Source organism: Vibrio sp. 11-4(1), assembly GCF_013048625.1.
Taxonomy (GTDB): Bacteria; Pseudomonadota; Gammaproteobacteria; order Enterobacterales; family Vibrionaceae; genus Vibrio; species Vibrio diabolicus.
Genome location: NZ_VHSY01000007.1, coordinates 130,908 through 147,556 on the forward strand (window position 1 = coordinate 130,908; position 16,649 = coordinate 147,556).

19 protein-coding genes are annotated in these 16,649 nt (G+C 44.0%); 10 read left to right on the forward strand and 9 right to left on the reverse strand.

Features of this window, described 5'->3' with window-relative positions:
- The first annotated feature begins 112 nt into the window (after window positions 1–112).
- Genes FKN16_RS15440 through FKN16_RS15455 form a run of 4 tightly spaced genes read left to right on the forward strand, consistent with a single transcriptional unit; the run spans window position 113 to window position 2,619 of the window.
- On the forward strand, window positions 113–991 hold the full coding sequence (locus tag FKN16_RS15440; protein ID WP_005393065.1) for a transcriptional regulator: 879 nt from the start codon (window positions 113–115) through the stop codon (window positions 989–991).
- 10 nt (window positions 992–1,001) lie between these two features.
- A complete protein-coding gene (gene toxS, locus FKN16_RS15445) occupies window positions 1,002–1,517 on the forward strand; it encodes a transmembrane regulator ToxS (protein ID WP_005393067.1) in 516 nt (171 codons plus the stop codon).
- A 46-nt stretch (window positions 1,518–1,563) separates the two neighbouring features.
- A complete protein-coding gene (locus FKN16_RS15450) occupies window positions 1,564–2,319 on the forward strand; it encodes a sulfite exporter TauE/SafE family protein (RefSeq protein WP_053807090.1) in 756 nt (251 codons plus the stop codon).
- A gap of 21 nt (window positions 2,320–2,340) precedes the next feature.
- The gene (locus FKN16_RS15455; protein WP_005382088.1) at window positions 2,341–2,619 is read left to right on the forward strand and encodes a SelT/SelW/SelH family protein; all 279 of its coding nucleotides are present in this window, start codon (window positions 2,341–2,343) and stop codon (window positions 2,617–2,619) included.
- A gap of 38 nt (window positions 2,620–2,657) precedes the next feature.
- Here the strand turns inward: FKN16_RS15455 and yfcE are convergent, their stop codons facing one another.
- From yfcE to FKN16_RS15485, 6 genes are all read right to left on the reverse strand, one after another.
- Window positions 2,658–3,203 (reverse strand): phosphodiesterase, encoded by a 546-nt coding sequence (gene yfcE / locus FKN16_RS15460; protein WP_005393071.1) that lies wholly within the window; start codon window positions 3,201–3,203, stop codon window positions 2,658–2,660.
- 64 nt (window positions 3,204–3,267) lie between these two features.
- On the reverse strand, window positions 3,268–3,477 hold the full coding sequence (locus FKN16_RS15465; protein WP_005393073.1) for a hypothetical protein: 210 nt from the start codon (window positions 3,475–3,477) through the stop codon (window positions 3,268–3,270).
- A 149-nt stretch (window positions 3,478–3,626) separates the two neighbouring features.
- Window positions 3,627–4,034 (reverse strand): CBS domain-containing protein, encoded by a 408-nt coding sequence (locus FKN16_RS15470; RefSeq protein ID WP_005393075.1) that lies wholly within the window; start codon window positions 4,032–4,034, stop codon window positions 3,627–3,629.
- On the reverse strand, window positions 4,031–4,381 hold the full coding sequence (locus FKN16_RS15475) for a P-II family nitrogen regulator (protein WP_005393077.1): 351 nt from the start codon (window positions 4,379–4,381) through the stop codon (window positions 4,031–4,033). Before FKN16_RS15475 ends, FKN16_RS15470 begins: the two co-directional genes overlap by 4 nt.
- Window positions 4,371–5,162, reverse strand: coding sequence for a DUF1538 domain-containing protein (locus tag FKN16_RS15480; protein WP_046874269.1), 792 nt, complete (start codon window positions 5,160–5,162; stop codon window positions 4,371–4,373). Before FKN16_RS15480 ends, FKN16_RS15475 begins: the two co-directional genes overlap by 11 nt.
- On the reverse strand, window positions 5,159–5,893 hold the full coding sequence (locus FKN16_RS15485; protein ID WP_046874270.1) for a DUF1538 domain-containing protein: 735 nt from the start codon (window positions 5,891–5,893) through the stop codon (window positions 5,159–5,161). The genes FKN16_RS15480 and FKN16_RS15485 overlap by 4 nt, the downstream gene beginning before the upstream one ends.
- A 252-nt stretch (window positions 5,894–6,145) precedes the next feature.
- Between FKN16_RS15485 and FKN16_RS15490 the strand changes: the two genes are divergently transcribed.
- From FKN16_RS15490 to FKN16_RS15515, 6 genes are all read left to right on the forward strand, one after another.
- Window positions 6,146–7,060 carry a TIGR01777 family oxidoreductase gene (locus FKN16_RS15490; RefSeq protein WP_170903061.1) on the forward strand — a complete coding sequence of 305 codons (915 nt, stop codon included), beginning with the start codon at window positions 6,146–6,148 and terminating at the stop codon, window positions 7,058–7,060.
- A gap of 40 nt (window positions 7,061–7,100) precedes the next feature.
- Complete coding sequence (locus FKN16_RS15495) at window positions 7,101–7,928, forward strand: SDR family oxidoreductase (RefSeq protein ID WP_006742719.1); 828 nt, start codon at window positions 7,101–7,103, stop codon at window positions 7,926–7,928.
- Window positions 7,929–8,407: 479 nt separating this feature from the next.
- Window positions 8,408–9,262, forward strand: a complete 855-nt coding sequence (locus FKN16_RS15500; protein WP_170903062.1) for a co-chaperone YbbN — start codon at window positions 8,408–8,410, stop codon at window positions 9,260–9,262.
- Between the two features lie 155 nt (window positions 9,263–9,417).
- Window positions 9,418–10,335: an SPFH domain-containing protein gene (locus tag FKN16_RS15505; RefSeq protein ID WP_005393087.1), complete on the forward strand. Its 918-nt coding sequence runs from the start codon at window positions 9,418–9,420 to the stop codon at window positions 10,333–10,335.
- A 3-nt stretch (window positions 10,336–10,338) separates the two neighbouring features.
- Window positions 10,339–10,800: an NfeD family protein gene (locus tag FKN16_RS15510; RefSeq protein ID WP_005393089.1), complete on the forward strand. Its 462-nt coding sequence runs from the start codon at window positions 10,339–10,341 to the stop codon at window positions 10,798–10,800.
- 324 nt (window positions 10,801–11,124) lie between these two features.
- Window positions 11,125–11,304: a hypothetical protein gene (locus FKN16_RS15515; RefSeq protein ID WP_074191004.1), complete on the forward strand. Its 180-nt coding sequence runs from the start codon at window positions 11,125–11,127 to the stop codon at window positions 11,302–11,304.
- Between the two features lie 338 nt (window positions 11,305–11,642).
- On the opposite strand, the gene FKN16_RS15520 is transcribed toward FKN16_RS15515, so the two are convergent.
- From FKN16_RS15520 to zipA, 3 genes are all read right to left on the reverse strand, one after another.
- Window positions 11,643–13,052: a hypothetical protein gene (locus tag FKN16_RS15520; protein WP_006742721.1), complete on the reverse strand. Its 1,410-nt coding sequence runs from the start codon at window positions 13,050–13,052 to the stop codon at window positions 11,643–11,645.
- Between the two features lie 509 nt (window positions 13,053–13,561).
- The gene (gene ligA, locus FKN16_RS15525) at window positions 13,562–15,574 is read right to left on the reverse strand and encodes an NAD-dependent DNA ligase LigA (RefSeq protein WP_048626121.1); all 2,013 of its coding nucleotides are present in this window, start codon (window positions 15,572–15,574) and stop codon (window positions 13,562–13,564) included.
- Between the two features lie 90 nt (window positions 15,575–15,664).
- Window positions 15,665–16,621, reverse strand: a complete 957-nt coding sequence (gene zipA / locus FKN16_RS15530; protein ID WP_170903063.1) for a cell division protein ZipA — start codon at window positions 16,619–16,621, stop codon at window positions 15,665–15,667.
- Window positions 16,622–16,649 lie beyond the last annotated feature (28 nt).

The following is a 16,649-nucleotide window of genomic DNA, read 5'->3' on the forward strand; positions in this document are numbered from 1 at the left end:
ATTATCCTACCAGCCTAAAAGCATCTAAAATGTCGTGCGCACTCCATGCGCTTCGGTAATTTTGTGACATAAATCACTATAATTACAACATCATCCATCTAAGAAGAACTAAATGACTAACATCGGCACCAAATTTCTACTTGCTCAAAGGTTCACCTTTGATCCAAATAGTAATTCGCTCGCTGACCAACAAAACGGCAACGACGTTGTACGATTAGGAAGCAACGAAAGCCGTATACTTCTGATGTTGGCAGAGAGACCAAACGAAGTTTTAACCCGTAACGAGCTTCACGAGTTTGTTTGGCGTGAGCAAGGTTTTGAGGTGGATGACTCAAGCCTGACTCAAGCGATCTCTACTCTGCGTAAGATGTTGAAGGACTCAACAAAATCTCCAGAGTTTGTTAAAACGGTTCCTAAACGCGGTTATCAACTCATTTGTTCAGTGGAACGCTTAAGCCCATTATCTGCTGACTCTAATACTGACGTTGAAGAAGCCACTTCTGAAAATGAAGCGCACGCTGCGGAAATAGAAACAAGTGACGCGCCGTCAACAGAAGCGGCGGCAGACACCACGACTGAAGTAGAGCCTCAAGTAGAACTACCTAAGGCACAGCCAAAACCAGCAGCTAACACTAATAACTGGCTGCCGCGTATGATCGTTCTTTTGTCTCTACTGCTTCCTATTTGTGTATTGCTATTCACCAATCCTGCAGAATCCCAATTCCGTCAGATTGGTGAGTATCAAAATGTACCTGTGATGACGCCAGTGAACCACCCGCAAATCAATAGTTGGTTGCCGTCCATTGAGCAGTGCATTGAACGCTACGTAAAATACCATGCAGAAGATTCAATGCCGGTAGAAGTGATTGCTACAGGTGGCCAGAACAATCAGCTGATTCTGAACTACATTCATGACAGTCAACATTCATATGAGAACGTGACATTGCGTATTTTCGCTGGTCAAAATGACCCAACCGATATCTGTAAATAAGGAGGCCAGAATGAAGATAAAATTAGCATCTGCGGTTTTGGCCGTATCCGTTCTTTTCAGTGGTTGGTTATATTGGGGTAGCGACCTAAAAGTGGAACAGGTCCTCACTGCCAATGAGTGGCAGTCAACCATGGTGACGGTCATTACAGACAGCTTGCCTGACGATCCTGTCGGCCCACTGCGTCGTGTTAATGTTGAATCAAATGTGAAATATCTCCCTAATGGAGACTATATTCGCGTAGCAAATATCAAACTATTCGCTCAAGGTTCAACGGCAGAATCCACGATTAATATCTCGGAAAAAGGGCGCTGGGAAGTCAGTGACAACTATTTGTTGGTTTCGCCTTCTGAGTTTAAAGATATTTCATCTTCTCAATCAAAAGACTTCTCCGAAGCACAGCTACGTTTGATCACTCAAATCTTTAAGCTTGATGCCGAGCAAAGTCGCCGTATTGATGTCGTGAACGAAAAAACGCTATTGCTCACTAGCTTGAACCACGGTTCTTCGGTGCTGTTTAAAAACTAACTTTGATTTGATGATAAGGGGGCAAGACGCCCCCTTTATTTTGCTTATGGATTGGCTAGATACCCTCACCCTCTTTTTCGGCTCACTTATCGCCAATACTCTGGCTTCGCTTTCTGGCGGCGGTGCAGGCTTACTTCAATTCCCTTTGCTCATCTTTCTCGGCTTGCCATTCTCGGTTGCGCTGGGGACACATAAAGTGGCTTCCGTCGCTTTAGGCTTAGGGGCAGCAAGCACACACTTAAAAGCAGGCACAATTAAATGGAAGGTCGCGCTCTACCTTATAGTCTCTGGCAGCATTGGCGTAGTCTTAGGGGCGAACTTAATTGTCCAAATACCTGATGGTATGGCGGAAAAAATGCTAGGGAGCATGATTCTCGCGCTCGGCATCTATTCACGATTTAAGAAATCGTTAGGCCAATCAGAAATAATACGTAACCGTCACCCAATCGGTTGGGTCATCGGCGGTGTCGGACTAATGCTCATCGGTATCATCAACGGGTCGCTGACCGCAGGTTCTGGTCTGCTCGTGACATTATTTTTAGTTCGCTGGTTTGGGTATAACTATAAACAAGCCGTTGCTTACACCATGATTTGTGTCGGCCTGTTTTGGAATGGCATTGGAGGCATTGCCGTCGTCCAAGCTGGCGCTCCGATACATTGGGCTTGGTTGCCTGTTTTATTGTTAAGCTCATTTCTAGGCGGCAGTTTAGGCGCATGGGCCGCGACTCGATACAGCAACCGAGTGATTAAAATTGCATTCGAAATTCTCACGTTTGCCGTGGGCATCAAGTTGCTAGTTTAAACCGATTAAAAGGAAAGTTTCATGGATAAAGCGATCATTGATATTTATTACTGCCGCCAATGCAACTGGATGTTGCGTTCAACTTGGCTATCGCAAGAATTACTGCATACTTTTAGCGAAGAAATAGAAACGATCAGCTTACACCCAGATACGGGTGGTCGCTTCGAAATTTTCTGTAATGGCCAGCAAATTTGGGAACGGAAAAAAGACAGCGGCTTTCCTGAAGCAAAGGTGCTAAAACAGCGCGTAAGAGACATTATCGACCCAGAACGCGATTTAGGACATTCAGACACAAAATAGGGAGCAATTCGCTCCCTATTTTTTACTTAGTAAAACCGTTAAATCATGGTTTGTGCTAAGACTTCGCCTTCTGGCGTTTTTACCGTTAGCGTATTGTCTTCTAAAGTACCAAAGCTTCTTGGTAAACCATTACGTGGAAATGTCATCGAGCCTGGGTTAAATATAATGGCTCCATCTTGCATCTCTGCGACAGGAACATGCGTATGACCGTGGGCGATGATATCACCTTCACGCAGTGGCGGCCGTTTTTCAGAGTTGTACAAGTGACCATGAGTCAAAAAGATTCTCTTGCCAGATTCAAGTAGCACCCACGAGTAATCCATCATCATTGGAAACTTCAATAGCATTTGGTCCACTTCACTATCGCAGTTACCACGCACAGATATAATTTGATCACTGTATTGGTTCAATAGCTCCGCCACCTGCGGTGGGTTGTAACCTTCTGGAATCGGGTTTCTTGGCCCGTGGTTTAGCGTATCCCCCAACAAAATCAGGTGCTCCGCACCAGAGGCTAAAAATAGCTCAATAGTTTCTTTAGTTGCTGGCAAAGAGCCATGCAGATCTGAGGCAAAAAATAGTTTCACGACATCGTCTCCTCACAAAGTACGAGGTCATTCTACGGCATTTTTATGACAGCTCAACCAACGACTACTGATAGCGCAATGATTCAATGACCATAGGCAAAATATAGAACCATGCGGCATACGCAGTTCCAACCAACACCAGTATCCAAAACACCATCGACATAAATTTTGACTTAGCTAGGTGGTGCAGCGGGTCTGGCTCTCCGCATCCTGGACATGCGTGAGCGCGCTTTGAGATTTGTTTCTCACACACAGGGCAAGAGACTAAAGGCATTATACAAATTCCTCGACAATAGACTTAAGGCGCAAAGAATAATGGTGAATTAACACATATGCAACCTAACATATATTAAATATTTTAGTTCTTTGTAACAGTCGCTGACTTGAGAAAAAATGCGTTGATTTTTCATTTATATCAACCTATTACACTTCTTCTCGCACCATGCCATTGATGACAATATTGTTATAACTCACCATGCCAATGACCTCCCCATCTTCAATGACCGGAGCTCGGCTAATGCCAAATCGTTCAAATAGGCGCGCACAATATTTCACATTCATATCAGGGTCGACACACAAAGCGGGCTTGGTCATGATCTCATAAATATTCGTGCGCTGTGGAGAGCGATTATTCGCCAGCACCTTTTTGGCGATATCATTCATCAAGACGATGCCATATTCATCGTTGTCATCTCGCTTTTTCACCACCAGCGCTTTGACTTGGTATTTTTTAGCCAACGTTATGCCTTCATAAACTGTCATTAGCCCATCAACCATGACATAAGTGGCCGCCATTACATCTCGAACTCTAATTATCGTTTGACTGCTCATAACTCATCCTCAACCACTTTGGTCAACGTCTCTACTTGATGCGCGACACCGACTGCATCCTCAATATCGATCTGAATAGCAATGCCCTGCCCCGACTCTCGGTCGAACTCACCAACTTCATTGATGGTTTCTAATATGTGTCGAGAAAGGTGCTCCTCAACGACAAACAGCAGCACATCTTTTTGTACTTCCAGCGTTAAGCCAAAAAACGTTCGCTTTTGATTTAAACCTTGTCCACGAGCGTTATTAATCACCGTCGCACCAGTCGCGCCAGCTTCGCGAGCAGCGTCCAGTACCTTGTCTGTTTTGCTATCTTCAACAAACGCAAGTATCAATTTAAAGCGCATTTTCTTCGTCCTCCGAGACATCTTTATTCAGCCATTGGGTTATTTGCGCATAGCCCATCACAGAGATCATAGGAAACAGACTGGCAAAAGCGATCAAGCCAAAGCCATCAATCATTGGGTTTCTTCCTGGGACGGTAGAAGCAAGCCCCAGCCCTAGTGCAGTTACAAGCGGAACAGTGACAGTAGAAGTCGTGACGCCTCCAGAATCGTAGGCGAGCGGAACAATAAGCTTTGGCGCATAAAACGTTTGAATCACAACCACGATGTAACCCGCGATGATGTAATAGTGAATAGGGTCACCGACAACAATCCGATAGCTCCCTAGCGCGATGCCAATGGCCACCCCAAATGCAACGGCCACGCGTAAGCCGTTAATACTGATGCTGCCACCAGAAACTTGGTTTGCTTTTATCGCTACGGCTATGAGAGAAGGCTCAGCAATCGTGGTACTAAAACCGATAAAAAAGGCGAAGGTATACACCCAATAGTAGTCGACCCACACTAAGGCTTTTCCCACAGAGACTTTAAACTCTTGTAAAAATTCCGGCGCCGTCAGTTGCACGGCCATGGTCTCTCCGAGCGGAAACAGAGCCATTTCTAATCCGAGCAAAAAAAGAGCGAGCCCAAGAATCACATAAACAAACCCAAGCAAAACCTTCTTAAGGTTGTTAACTGGACGCCTTAACACCGCTAACTGAAAACCAAAAATAATGCTGGCGATGGGAATGACATCTCGAACGGTCGATAATAAAGTGTCTAGGAAATGTTCAATTGAAATCATGTTACGACCATTCCGTAAACCATCACAAACATCATCGGTAGAAGCGAGGCAAAAGCGATTAAACCAAAACCATCCACCATGGGGTTGCGCCCTTTAATCGCCGATGCTAAACCAACCCCTAGTGCAGTGACCAAAGGCACGGTGATAGTCGACGTCGTCACACCTCCAGAATCATAAGCAACGCCAATAATGGCTTCCGGTGCAAACCACGTCAGGACTACAACGCCGACGTAGCCGCCGATGATCATGTAATGAATTGGCCACCCTTTTAAGATGCGCAGAACGCCAATAACGATGGCGATCCCCACAGAAAGTGCCACCGTTACTCGTAGCCCTTGTCCATAGTCCTGCATGGATTGCTCTGAGTTTGTGATCATCCCTCCTTCTGCCGCAACTTCTGATGCTTCTTCTGCTACGGCCGTTAATGCTGGCTCTGCGATCGTGGTGCCAAACCCCAAACAAAACGCAAAAACTAACAACCAGAACACGCTACCTTTTTTTGCAAAGGCTTGAGCCATACTCTCTCCGATAGGAAAAAGACCAAGCTCTAGACCAAAAATAAAAAACGTTAACCCTAAAACCACAAGCAATAAGCCAAAAAGAATGGAGATGAGATTAGGAAGTGGCTCTTGCAAAACAACTAATTGAAAAAAAGTGATAACAACAACGATGGGTAGCAGATCGCGAGCACTATTAAGGAGCGCTCGAAAAAGAGCAACAAATGCTTCCATACCTATCCTCCTTGATGGTGCAAACTGATTACGCTTGTTCCGGTAGCGATGTTTTTAGTCTGGCATAGATTTAGTTCTCCTACCGTGAACGAATTAGCGCCATGCATAACATTTAGTTACATTTTTTCAATATGTGAAGTCAGTAGCCTCGCTACAGGCTTGCCACTATCCTAGAAATAATAGTGTTGAGATGATCAAGCTCAGCACAAAACGACTATAATGTTCTAATACGTGTACATTCAAAGAGATAACATGAAGATATTACTCACAGGTGGCACTGGGTTTATTGGTTCGGAGTTGCTCAAGCTGCTATCCACTCACCAAGTTATGCTACTTACACGCTCTCCAGAGCATGCAAAACAACGCCTCCAACACGCTGATTTGGGTAATATCGAATACCTTGACTCGCTTGAGTCATTCGCCGATCTCAATCACATTGATGCCATAATTAATCTTGCGGGTGAGCCTATCGCAGATAAAAGATGGACCAGCGAGCAGAAAGAAAAAATCTGCAAAAGTCGCTGGAAAATTACCGAACAAATCGTTGAGCTGATCCACGCCAGCACAGAACCTCCCGCTGTTTTTATTAGTGGCTCGGCCGTTGGTTACTATGGCGATCAACAAGACCACCCGTTTGATGAGTGCCTGCATGTTAACAGTGAAGACTTTCCTCACGAGGTTTGTGCAAAGTGGGAGCAAATAGCCAAACGCGCAGAGTCTGAACAAACACGTGTTTGTCTATTGCGAACTGGCGTAGTACTCGGCCTTAATGGCGGGGCTTTGGCGAAAATGCTCTTACCTTACAAACTTGGCGTAGGCGGCCCGCTCGGGAACGGTAACCAGTACATGCCTTGGATTCACATTCTGGATATGGTCCGCGCCATCATGTACTTGCTTGAAACACCACATGCCCACGGTGCGTTCAATATATGCGCACCTCACCCTGTGACTAACCGTATCTTTAGCGGCACGTTGGCAAAAACGCTCAAACGACCACATATCTTGTTCACGCCTAAATGGGCAATGGAACTCCTAATGGGTGAATCTTCCTGCTTATTGTTCGATAGCATGAGAGCCAAACCCAAAAAGCTCACCGAACTTGGCTTCAAATTTAGCTACTCCAGAATAGAGCCAGCACTCAAGCACTTGCTTCATGACCGGAGCTGATGAATGATGACCTCATTCAATGTTGCTTGAGGCTTAATTTATGAAAAAGTCGATTCTTATTACGGGTTGCTCAACCGGTATCGGTTACGTGTGCGCTCACGCCCTGCAAAACGAGGGATTTCATGTCATTGCATCTTGTAGGAAAGAGCAAGATGTCCAACGTCTAATTAATGAAGGGCTAACCTGCATCAAGCTAGACCTAAACAGCCCTGAAAGTATTTCTTCGGGCGTGAAGCAAGCATTAGAGCTAGCAGAGGGTAAGCTTTATGCCGTGTTCAATAATGGTGCCTATGGCCAGCCCGGTGCATTGGAAGACTTGCCCACCGAGGCTCTTCAAGCTCAATTTCAGACCAACTTTTTTGGTTGGCACCAGTTAGTCAGAGAAGTGCTTCCTCACATGCACATACAAGGCGAAGGACGCATAATACAAAACAGTTCTGTTCTTGGCTTTGCTGCAATGAAGTACCGCGGCGCCTACAATGCGTCAAAGTTTGCCCTAGAAGGCTGGACTGACACACTACGGCTAGAGCTTGCGGATACGAATATCAAAGTGGCATTGATAGAACCTGGGCCTATCGAAACTCAATTTAGAAATAATGCATTAAAAGCCTTCGAGAAGTGGATTGATATTGAATCCAGCCCTCACCGCCTCGCCTATGAAGGACAAAGAGAGCGACTCAACAAAGACAAATCTAATAATCGATTTGTTTTACCTGCAGAGTCCTGCGTCGCACCTGTTCTTCATGCATTAACTAGCGCTTCACCTAAAATTCGCTATCGAATTACTACGCCGACTAAATTATTCGCAGTCTTGAAAAGGTTATTACCAACCCGTGTGCTTGATAAAATTTTGCGACAAGCTGCATAAAAAAGTTTTGTCACAATGTAATTTCATCGTAACAATGTGATGTCATTATGAGCATGTAGGTTAAAAAAACCTCGAGCAAACGAATCAATTTCTACGCAATTCAGTGAGCACTATTCAGCCTAAAGTGAATGAGTTGCTTAGATTTGGTATCGCCACCCATTACGTTTTGTAGCAATGTTTTTACTACTGCGAGGCAACAATGACATTAAATCAGCTTAACTGGCTTAGTGTGGGTGTAGTGTTGACCATGTTCATCCTATTTTGATACCGCACTAACAAATAGCATTAGAACTGCGCTGCTTCGGCAGCGTTTTCTTTTTGCCTTACACTTATTCAGCAGTAACACTATTCTCTTATCGCATCCTTTCACAAAATAGAATGATTCATTATTGATGATGATTAGCAACCATCGCTTGAATTTCCCTTAAATCAACTCCATATCTATTATCAACGACAAGACACAAAGCAAGGATACTCTGATGCAATCCCCATTTATCGTTGAGATAACAGAACAGAACTTTCGCGAAACTCTTGAAGGATCAATGAACACGCCCGTTCTGATCCACTTTTGGGCCAATGCTCAACCAGAAAGCGCACAGATACTCCCTGAGTTGCAATCTCTTGCTCAACAGTACAACGGTGCATTTACGCTTGCTTTATTAAATTGTGAAGATCAGCCGGCTCTAGCGTCTCAATTTGGTGTGCAAGTATTGCCAACTATCGCGCTGTTTATAAATGGTCAAGCCGTCGATGGATTGGGTGGCCCTCAGCCAATTGATGCCATTGCAACCATGCTACAAAAGCATTTGCCAAGCCCAGATGAACAGCTATTAAAGCAAGTCAGTGAACTTCTTCAGCAAGGTGAACATGCTCAGGCTTTAAGCATCATCCACACTTTGCCGCCAGAACTGCAAGAGCGTGGCGATGTGAAACTCGCGATGGCTGATTGTTTATTAGAAACCAAACAATTTGATGTCGCCCAAGAGCTACTGAACGCTATCCCTCTTGAGTATCAAGATAACTACTACAAGAGTCTAATAGCCAAGCTCGAGCTGCATTTTCAGGCTGCAGATAGCCCTGAGTTACAACGACTAGAACAAGCATACGCAGCAGACATGGCAAACTTCGAACTTGCTTGTGAATTGGCGGTACAGTACAACCAAGTGGGTCGTGATGAAGAAGCGCTGGAACTGCTGTGGAATATTCTTAAAAAAGACTTGGGCGCCCAAGACGGTGAAGTGAAGAAGACTTTTATGGATATTCTCAGCGCGCTAGGTCAAGGCAACGCATTAGCAAGCAAATATCGCCGTCAGCTGTATTCGATTCTGTACTAACTCGCTGAAAAGCGAAACTTCAACTAAAGGCCGGATATTCCGGCCTTTGTTATATAAAAAACCAATAACCTCTTAAGGTTCTCAGAACTTCAATTGTCTATTGTCTATAAATAGGTAAAAATGAATCGGACATTATGCACTTAAGGGAATAACTCATGCCAATTGATTCACTGATTACCATCGGTATTTTCGTCGTTCTTGCTGTAGTTATCTTATCTTCAGCCATTAAGACGGTGCCACAAGGAAATAACTGGACAGTCGAACGCTTCGGACGCTACACCCATACACTAAAACCCGGCTTAAACTTGATCATCCCATTTGTTGATAAGATAGGGCAAAAAGTCAACATGATGGAGCGCGTTCTTGATATTCCAGCGCAAGAAGTTATTTCAAAAGACAACGCTAACGTAGTTATTGATGCCGTCGGATTTGTTCAAGTCATCGATGCTGCCAAAGCGGCTTATGAAGTCAACGATTTGGAACATGCCATTAGAAATTTAACTCTCACCAATATCCGTACCGTTTTAGGCTCAATGGAGTTGGACGAAATGCTGAGTCAGCGTGACATGATCAACTCAAAGCTGCTGGCAATTGTTGACCAAGCCACCAACCCATGGGGTGTAAAAGTCACACGAATTGAAATAAAAGATGTCCAGCCACCATCCGATCTAACGGCGGCGATGAATGCTCAAATGAAAGCCGAGCGAAATAAACGTGCGGAGATTCTCGAAGCAGAAGGGGTACGCCAAGCTGAAATTTTAAAGGCTGAAGGTCATAAGCAATCGGAGATATTAAAAGCTGAGGGCGAAAAGCAGTCTGCTATTCTCCATGCTGAAGCTCGTGAACGCGCCGCACAAGCAGAAGCAAAAGCGACTTATATGGTTTCTGAAGCGATTGCCAAAGGCGATATGCAAGCCGTCAATTACTTCATTGCTCAGGGCTATACCGAAGCGATCAAAAGCATTGGTCAAGCCGAAAACGGCAAAATCATTATGCTTCCATTAGAAGCGACCGGACTAATGGGCTCGGTTGCAGGGATAGCAGAGATGTTTAAACAACAAGATAAAGAATAACTTATGGACTTTTTCAGTTTGCTGGAAGGCGTCTCTTTCTGGCATTGGCTAGCCTTCGGTTTTGCACTTCTAGCGGTAGAGCTACTTGGGACTGCGGGATATTTTCTCTGGCTCGGAGTTTCTGCACTTATCGTTGGAGCACTAATGACCGTTTTGCCAATGAGCTGGCAATTACAATGGCTTTGCTTTGCAAGTTTCAGCTTAATCACCACTTGGTTATGGTGGCGACGACAATGGTCTCAAGACAAGAAAGAAGACCAAGAAAGAGATCTGAACCAAAAGTATAAGCAGTTAATCGGACGCACACTTACCATTGAAGAGGACTTTTCTGTTGGGCTCAATCGTATCAAGGTTGCCGATACCACGTGGTCGGCACAGTCGGATCAAGCACTTCCAGCAGGAACGCGCGTTAAAATAAAAGATATCGATGGTATTATTTTAATCATTGAGCCTGATTCTAAGTAATTTATGCCAAAGTAATGGGGCAAACTATGCTCCATTACTTTAATCTAAACAACCGCTTTAATTTCATTGATTTAATTAAAATCGAACAAAAAATAAGTAGCAGAAATATTATTAATATCCTACCATCTTCTTCCAATTATTTAATTCTTCATCATACGTTAATCAATAAGATAGAAATATATCGATATAAATTATCTTTCTAAATTTATTTTAAAAAATAAAACTTTATTGAATTATTTTTTGATCTTTTTGCCCCCCCATACATACTTAACGCATAAGCATTTAAGTTGAATGCTTTTTATTTGGTAAGTAAGAGGATGTACTATGAAGAAACTTCTCTTTTTAATGTTATGCGGTATTTTTTCTTTTTCTTCCTTTGCCTACACCAACGGAAATGGTGGTACAACTAATTTAGGACCGATAGTCGAATGTAAATTGCCAAGTGGTGATGTCACTAATATTCCAAGTGAAATGTGTCGATTTAGAGGCGGAGAATGGAACTAATATAGAAGTCAGTAGTTAGTTCGATATAAGTAAACTATTGATACCTTACTATTCAGTAAAGTCATTATTTACCCAAGCAAGTAGATATTCAATGTCTACATTAAGGTGATGATTATGAGATTTTTAGCTGGTCTATTGTTAGCATGTTTTGCCCTAGCTCCATTAACTACTCATGCCAATGGTGCTTCAGGTGGACGTACGCTAGCCCCAGAGATAAAGTGTGAGTTACCAAACGGTAACGTGCATATGTTACCGCCGTTATATTGCAAAATATATGATGGTCGAGAAGTAAAATAAAAAAGGAGCCTAGCGGCTCCTTTTTATCATCTCACTAAGTATTAGTGGAAGCTGTAAGGGATAAGAACTTGTAGACGTAGGTCTGTTTCATCCGCATCACCAGCACCAGCGTACTCATCGCGCTCTAGGATTGTACCGTGTAGACGGATCGTAGAACCTTTCAGTGCGCCACTCTGTAGAGAGTAAGATACTGTCGCGTTAACTGCGTATTCACTTTCGTAATCCCAGTCACCTGATGCACCGCTTGCTGCAGAATCAGCACCAGTACCGTAACCAAAGCCTAGGTAGTAGTTCCAGCCGTTACCTTGGTTGTACGATAGACGGTTGTACCACGCTAGCTCACCCGCTTTGTTCCAGTCAGACAGTGCATCCCACCACTGAGACCAAGTACCGTTGTTCATACCGTAAGTATGAATTGTACGTGGAACGAAGTCAGCACGGTTGTCTGTGTCTGTGTAGCGTAGCTCAGACATCCAAGCTAGCTTGCCGAAAGATTGATTCAAAGATAGACCAGTGTGGAAACCTAGACCATCGTATTTCACATCATCGTCAACACCGTAGAAATCAAATGCTAGAGTTGTACGGTCACTCACAGTGTACTTCAAGTAAGCCTTGTAAGAAGTGTTGTCAGTTTCGTTGTGGTAGCTAGTTACTTGACCTGCACCCCAGTCGATACCATTTGCATATTGAACGCCAGTAGCTTGACCCAAACCAAGTTGCATAAACAAGCTGTCAGTTAGGTTACCATTTAGGCCTAGAGAGTGTAGGTAGCTCCATGAAGTATCAGACCAAAGCGCTGGCGCGTAGTCATCTTCGTGAAGTAGCCAAGGTGCTGTAAATTGGTCTGCACCAAAGTAGCTTAGGTTGAAATCACCTAGTTTAGCGTTCAGTTCGAAACCACGGTAAGTACCAGGTACGAAACTCCAAACGTTACCAATAGTACCGTTACCACCCGCTTGTAGCATACCAAAGCGCGCGTTGAAGCTTTCGTTTGCTTTGAACTTCAGTGCTGCTTTGTAAACTTTAAGCTGTTGACCATCACCTGCACCCCAGTCTAGGTTGTTACAAGTTGAAATTTCATTACATAGGTAGCCTTCGTTTGAATTGTAAAGGCTATCGTTGTAAAGGTCGCCAGAATAGTAAGCCGCAACATCTGCACCAACCCAACCATCGTGGTAGCCAGAAGTAAAGTCTAAAATTGCGTTGTAAGAAGAGTAGTTTAGACGACTCCAACGGTCACCGTTTTCACCGCCAGGCTTACCTGTTGTACGAGTACGAGAACGAGTATCAACTAGAAATAATGCATTAAGACTAGAGTCTTGCATAAATTCGTTCACTTTCTCTACGTACTCGCCACCTGCTGCACTTTCAGTAGACGCTGTAGCTGGAGCAACAGCAACAACACCAAACATTGCTGCGGTTAACGCTGAAACCTTAAAAAATTTGTCCATGGAAAAACTCCTAAAAATGGATATAGCTGTATTTTTCTATCTCACCTTTAGTTGGCCGCCGAAGGAGAGAAGTAAATTCCTGATCAAACCTCATTATTTCTAATTTGGCTTTTTTTAGTTCCTGCATACACACCGTGTATCCACGTGATTAAGACTAACTTCGCAGCTAAAAACATCCAAACGGAACTTATTTTTTTTCTAAAAAAATATGAGCCAGTCCAAAGTTCCATATAAGTTGTTGATCCAGATCTTACTTTTAACAACACTAACACAAAAAGACAGTTAAACATTAAATATCAATAACTTAAATCACACCCTAGAATTCCAACTTGAAGTCACTCGCAGACTAAAGAAGTAAAAAACCTTAATAATTCAATGGGAGATCTTGATCACTGAAAAGATAAAAAGCATAAAAACTCAATAAAAAAGCACTTAATTATGGGCGAGAAAAAGCCCGACATGGTAAGCATGTCGGGCTTTTAGTTATTTTTTAGCTTTTTTGATGAGACTTAATTCATCAACTCGAGTAAGTCTTGTTCTGTTTTGATCTCGATACCCAGTTCTTGTGCCTTTGCCAACTTCGAACCTGCATTTTCACCAGCAAACAAAATATCCGTTTTCTTAGAAACACTACCTGTCACTTTTGCACCTAGGGATTGGAGGGCTTCTTTAGCCTCTGTGCGACCTAATTGAGAAAGTGTTCCTGTCAATACGACTGTCTTACCTTCTAACGGTAGCTCTCCTACCTGCTCAGTAGTATTAATCTCTGGCCAGTGGATCCCTTGTTCAAGCAAATCTTTAACCACCGCTTGGTTCTGCTCTTCACTGAAGAAAGTCGTAATATGTTGAGCAACCACAGCACCGATGTCTTGCACTTCAATTAACTGCTGTTCGTTAGCATTTTGGATGGCTTCCAACGTTTTAAAGTGCATTGCTAGGTTTGCGGCGGTTGCCTCGCCAACTTCACGAATCCCCAGCGAATACAAAAAGCGAGGTAACGTTGTTTCTTTGGATTTTTCTAACGCATTCACAATGTTCTGCGCAGACTTTGGCCCCATGCGATCTAATACCGTTAAAATCCCCGCAGATAACTTAAATAAGTCAGCAGGAGTTTTCACCATCTCACGGTCAACAAGTTGCTCGATCACTTTATCGCCTAGACCGTCAACGTCTAACGCTTTACGAGACACAAAGTGCTTTAGCGCTTGTTTACGTTGAGCTTGGCAAACTAAGCCACCCGTGCAACGTGTTACCGCCTCTCCTTCGATCCGCTCAACATGCGAACCACAAACAGGACACTGAGTTGGAAAAATAATATCTCGCGCTGTTTCTGGTCGACGCTCTTTGATGACAGAAACAACTTGAGGAATAACGTCACCCGCTCGACGAATCACAACGTGATCACCGATCTTAACTTGCAGACGTTCTATCTCATCTGCGTTATGAAGCGTCGCATTACTTACCGTTACCCCGCCAACAAATACAGGCTCTAGTTTAGCAACAGGTGTAATCGCACCAGTACGACCGACTTGGAATTCCACCTCATTCAACGTCGTCATTTCTTCCTGAGCCGGGAATTTGTAGGCAATCGCCCAACGTGGAGCGCGAGCAACAAATCCAAGACGCTCTTGCACAGCAATATCGTCAATTTTAATGACGACACCATCGATCTCATAAGGAAGGGCATCACGACGCTGCAAGATATCTTGGTAGTAAGCTTTTACATCCGCCAAGCTTTCAACTCGCTTGGTCTCCGGGCACATTGGTAATCCCCAAGATTTAATTTGCAAGAAGCGTTCGTAGTGACTTGCCGCCAATTCAGCGCCTTGCACCACGCCTACACTGTATGCATAGAAGCTAAGCGGACGAGAAGCCGTAATGCGTGAATCCAATTGTCGTAAGCTACCTGCCGCAGCATTACGTGGATTAACAAAGATTTTTTCGCCTTTCTTCCTTGCTAATTCATTGAGCTTTTCAAACCCAGCTTTCGGCATAAAGACTTCACCACGAACTTCAAGACGATTTGGCCAGTCATTACCTCTGAGTTTTAAAGGAATGGCTTTAATCGTACGTACATTTTCTGTGATGTTCTCGCCGGTAGTGCCATCACCTCGTGTTGCCGCCTGCACTAACACTCCGTTCTCATACAGTAAACTAACTGCGAGTCCATCCAATTTCGGCTCACAACAGTATTCTTTTACACTCTGACTGCCCACCCGCTCTTGTGCTCGCTTATGGAAACTATCAAGTTCGCTGTCATCAAACGCATTATCAAGCGAAAGCATCGGTACTTCATGTGTCACTTGGCTAAACGCAGAGAGAGGTTGTCCACCGACACGTTGACTTGGTGAATCTACGGTAATTAAATCAGGGTTCTCAGCTTCAATATCCAGGAGCTCTCGCATTAAACGGTCGTACTCGGCATCAGGGATCTCTGGGTTATCTTCCACGTAGTAACGCACAGCGTGGTAATGCAACGACTCTTTTAGTTCTTCTAATCGCTGAAGTACTGATTCAGACATAGTAAAGCCCCGTGTATTTTCAATCGGTGAGGTTGGGAAATCCAAGAAAAAGGGCTCCATCCGGAGCCCTATTATTATTTGCTGTTAAGATTATGCGTTAGCGGCATTAAACTCAACTATTTGACGTCGATAAGACGCTAAACGGTCTGGCGTCATTAAGTTACGCTGGTCATCAAGAACGTTGCCACCTAAATCATCAGCAATTTGCTGCGCAGTTCGGAGCATTAAGTTGAAGTTCTGTTCAGCCTCGCCATAACAAGGCAATGTCATGAAGAATGAAATACCCTTCGTTGTAAACTCAGCAGGATCAGCATGCTCAAACGTACCAGGGTGCATCATATTAGCGACGCTAAACAGCACTTTGCCGTTACCGGACAAGTCGACATGACGGTGGAAAATATCCATCTCGCCATAAATTAAGCCGTTTTGTTGCATACTCTCAAATAAAGCAGTACCAACAAATGGCTCTTCACCCGCGCAGTGCACATTCAATACAATCACTTGCATTTCAGGTTCTGGCTTTGGCTCTTCCTTAGGCTCTGCAACGACAGAATCGCTAACCGTTTCGACTTGCTGTTCTTTCTCAGTAATATCAAACGCGGCGGGAATAGCTTCTTCTTCCACAGCTGGCTGGAATGGCTCTTCAGCTACTGGTACTTGAGCGACAGACTCAACGTCCTCTTCTTTATCTTTTTCTGCAACAAATGAAGGGATGTCATCCGGCTCCTGCTGTGTCTGTGTTACTTCAGATGGGCCACCGAATAGCGGGTCAGATTCAAACTTGTTGTCGAAAGAACTCGCCGTCCCAAAATCTGGTTCTTTGCGATCTTTACGAATGATCTCAAAGTCATCTTCAGGAGAGGGAGCGAAGTCTCGTTCTTTCTCGACAAGATCATTTTTGTCCCCTTGGTCAACATCCAGCTTACCAAGCGGCTTGTTACCAAACTTTGCTTTGCCTTCTTTTTTACTGCTCCACAAACCATGAAACAGCAATGCCGCGATGGCTAATGCGCCAACAACAATGAGTACGAATCGCAATTCCTGCATTATTTACTCTCAATATACTTGTTTTTAC

Coding starts and splice junctions, on each gene's coding strand:
- FKN16_RS15440 (WP_005393065.1), top strand. CDS start 113: ATGACTAACATCGGCACCAAATTTCTACTTGCTCAAAGGTTCACCTTT.
- toxS (WP_005393067.1), top strand. CDS start 1,002: ATGAAGATAAAATTAGCATCTGCGGTTTTGGCCGTATCCGTTCTTTTC.
- FKN16_RS15450 (WP_053807090.1), top strand. CDS start 1,564: ATGGATTGGCTAGATACCCTCACCCTCTTTTTCGGCTCACTTATCGCC.
- FKN16_RS15455 (WP_005382088.1), top strand. CDS start 2,341: ATGGATAAAGCGATCATTGATATTTATTACTGCCGCCAATGCAACTGG.
- FKN16_RS15465 (WP_005393073.1), bottom strand. CDS start 3,477: ATGCCTTTAGTCTCTTGCCCTGTGTGTGAGAAACAAATCTCAAAGCGC.
- FKN16_RS15470 (WP_005393075.1), bottom strand. CDS start 4,034: ATGAGCAGTCAAACGATAATTAGAGTTCGAGATGTAATGGCGGCCACT.
- FKN16_RS15475 (WP_005393077.1), bottom strand. CDS start 4,381: ATGCGCTTTAAATTGATACTTGCGTTTGTTGAAGATAGCAAAACAGAC.
- FKN16_RS15480 (WP_046874269.1), bottom strand. CDS start 5,162: ATGATTTCAATTGAACATTTCCTAGACACTTTATTATCGACCGTTCGA.
- FKN16_RS15485 (WP_046874270.1), bottom strand. CDS start 5,893: ATGGAAGCATTTGTTGCTCTTTTTCGAGCGCTCCTTAATAGTGCTCGC.
- FKN16_RS15490 (WP_170903061.1), top strand. CDS start 6,146: ATGAAGATATTACTCACAGGTGGCACTGGGTTTATTGGTTCGGAGTTG.
- FKN16_RS15495 (WP_006742719.1), top strand. CDS start 7,101: ATGAAAAAGTCGATTCTTATTACGGGTTGCTCAACCGGTATCGGTTAC.
- FKN16_RS15500 (WP_170903062.1), top strand. CDS start 8,408: ATGCAATCCCCATTTATCGTTGAGATAACAGAACAGAACTTTCGCGAA.
- FKN16_RS15505 (WP_005393087.1), top strand. CDS start 9,418: ATGCCAATTGATTCACTGATTACCATCGGTATTTTCGTCGTTCTTGCT.
- FKN16_RS15510 (WP_005393089.1), top strand. CDS start 10,339: ATGGACTTTTTCAGTTTGCTGGAAGGCGTCTCTTTCTGGCATTGGCTA.
- FKN16_RS15515 (WP_074191004.1), top strand. CDS start 11,125: ATGAAGAAACTTCTCTTTTTAATGTTATGCGGTATTTTTTCTTTTTCT.
- FKN16_RS15520 (WP_006742721.1), bottom strand. CDS start 13,052: ATGGACAAATTTTTTAAGGTTTCAGCGTTAACCGCAGCAATGTTTGGT.
- ligA (WP_048626121.1), bottom strand. CDS start 15,574: ATGTCTGAATCAGTACTTCAGCGATTAGAAGAACTAAAAGAGTCGTTG.
- zipA (WP_170903063.1), bottom strand. CDS start 16,621: ATGCAGGAATTGCGATTCGTACTCATTGTTGTTGGCGCATTAGCCATC.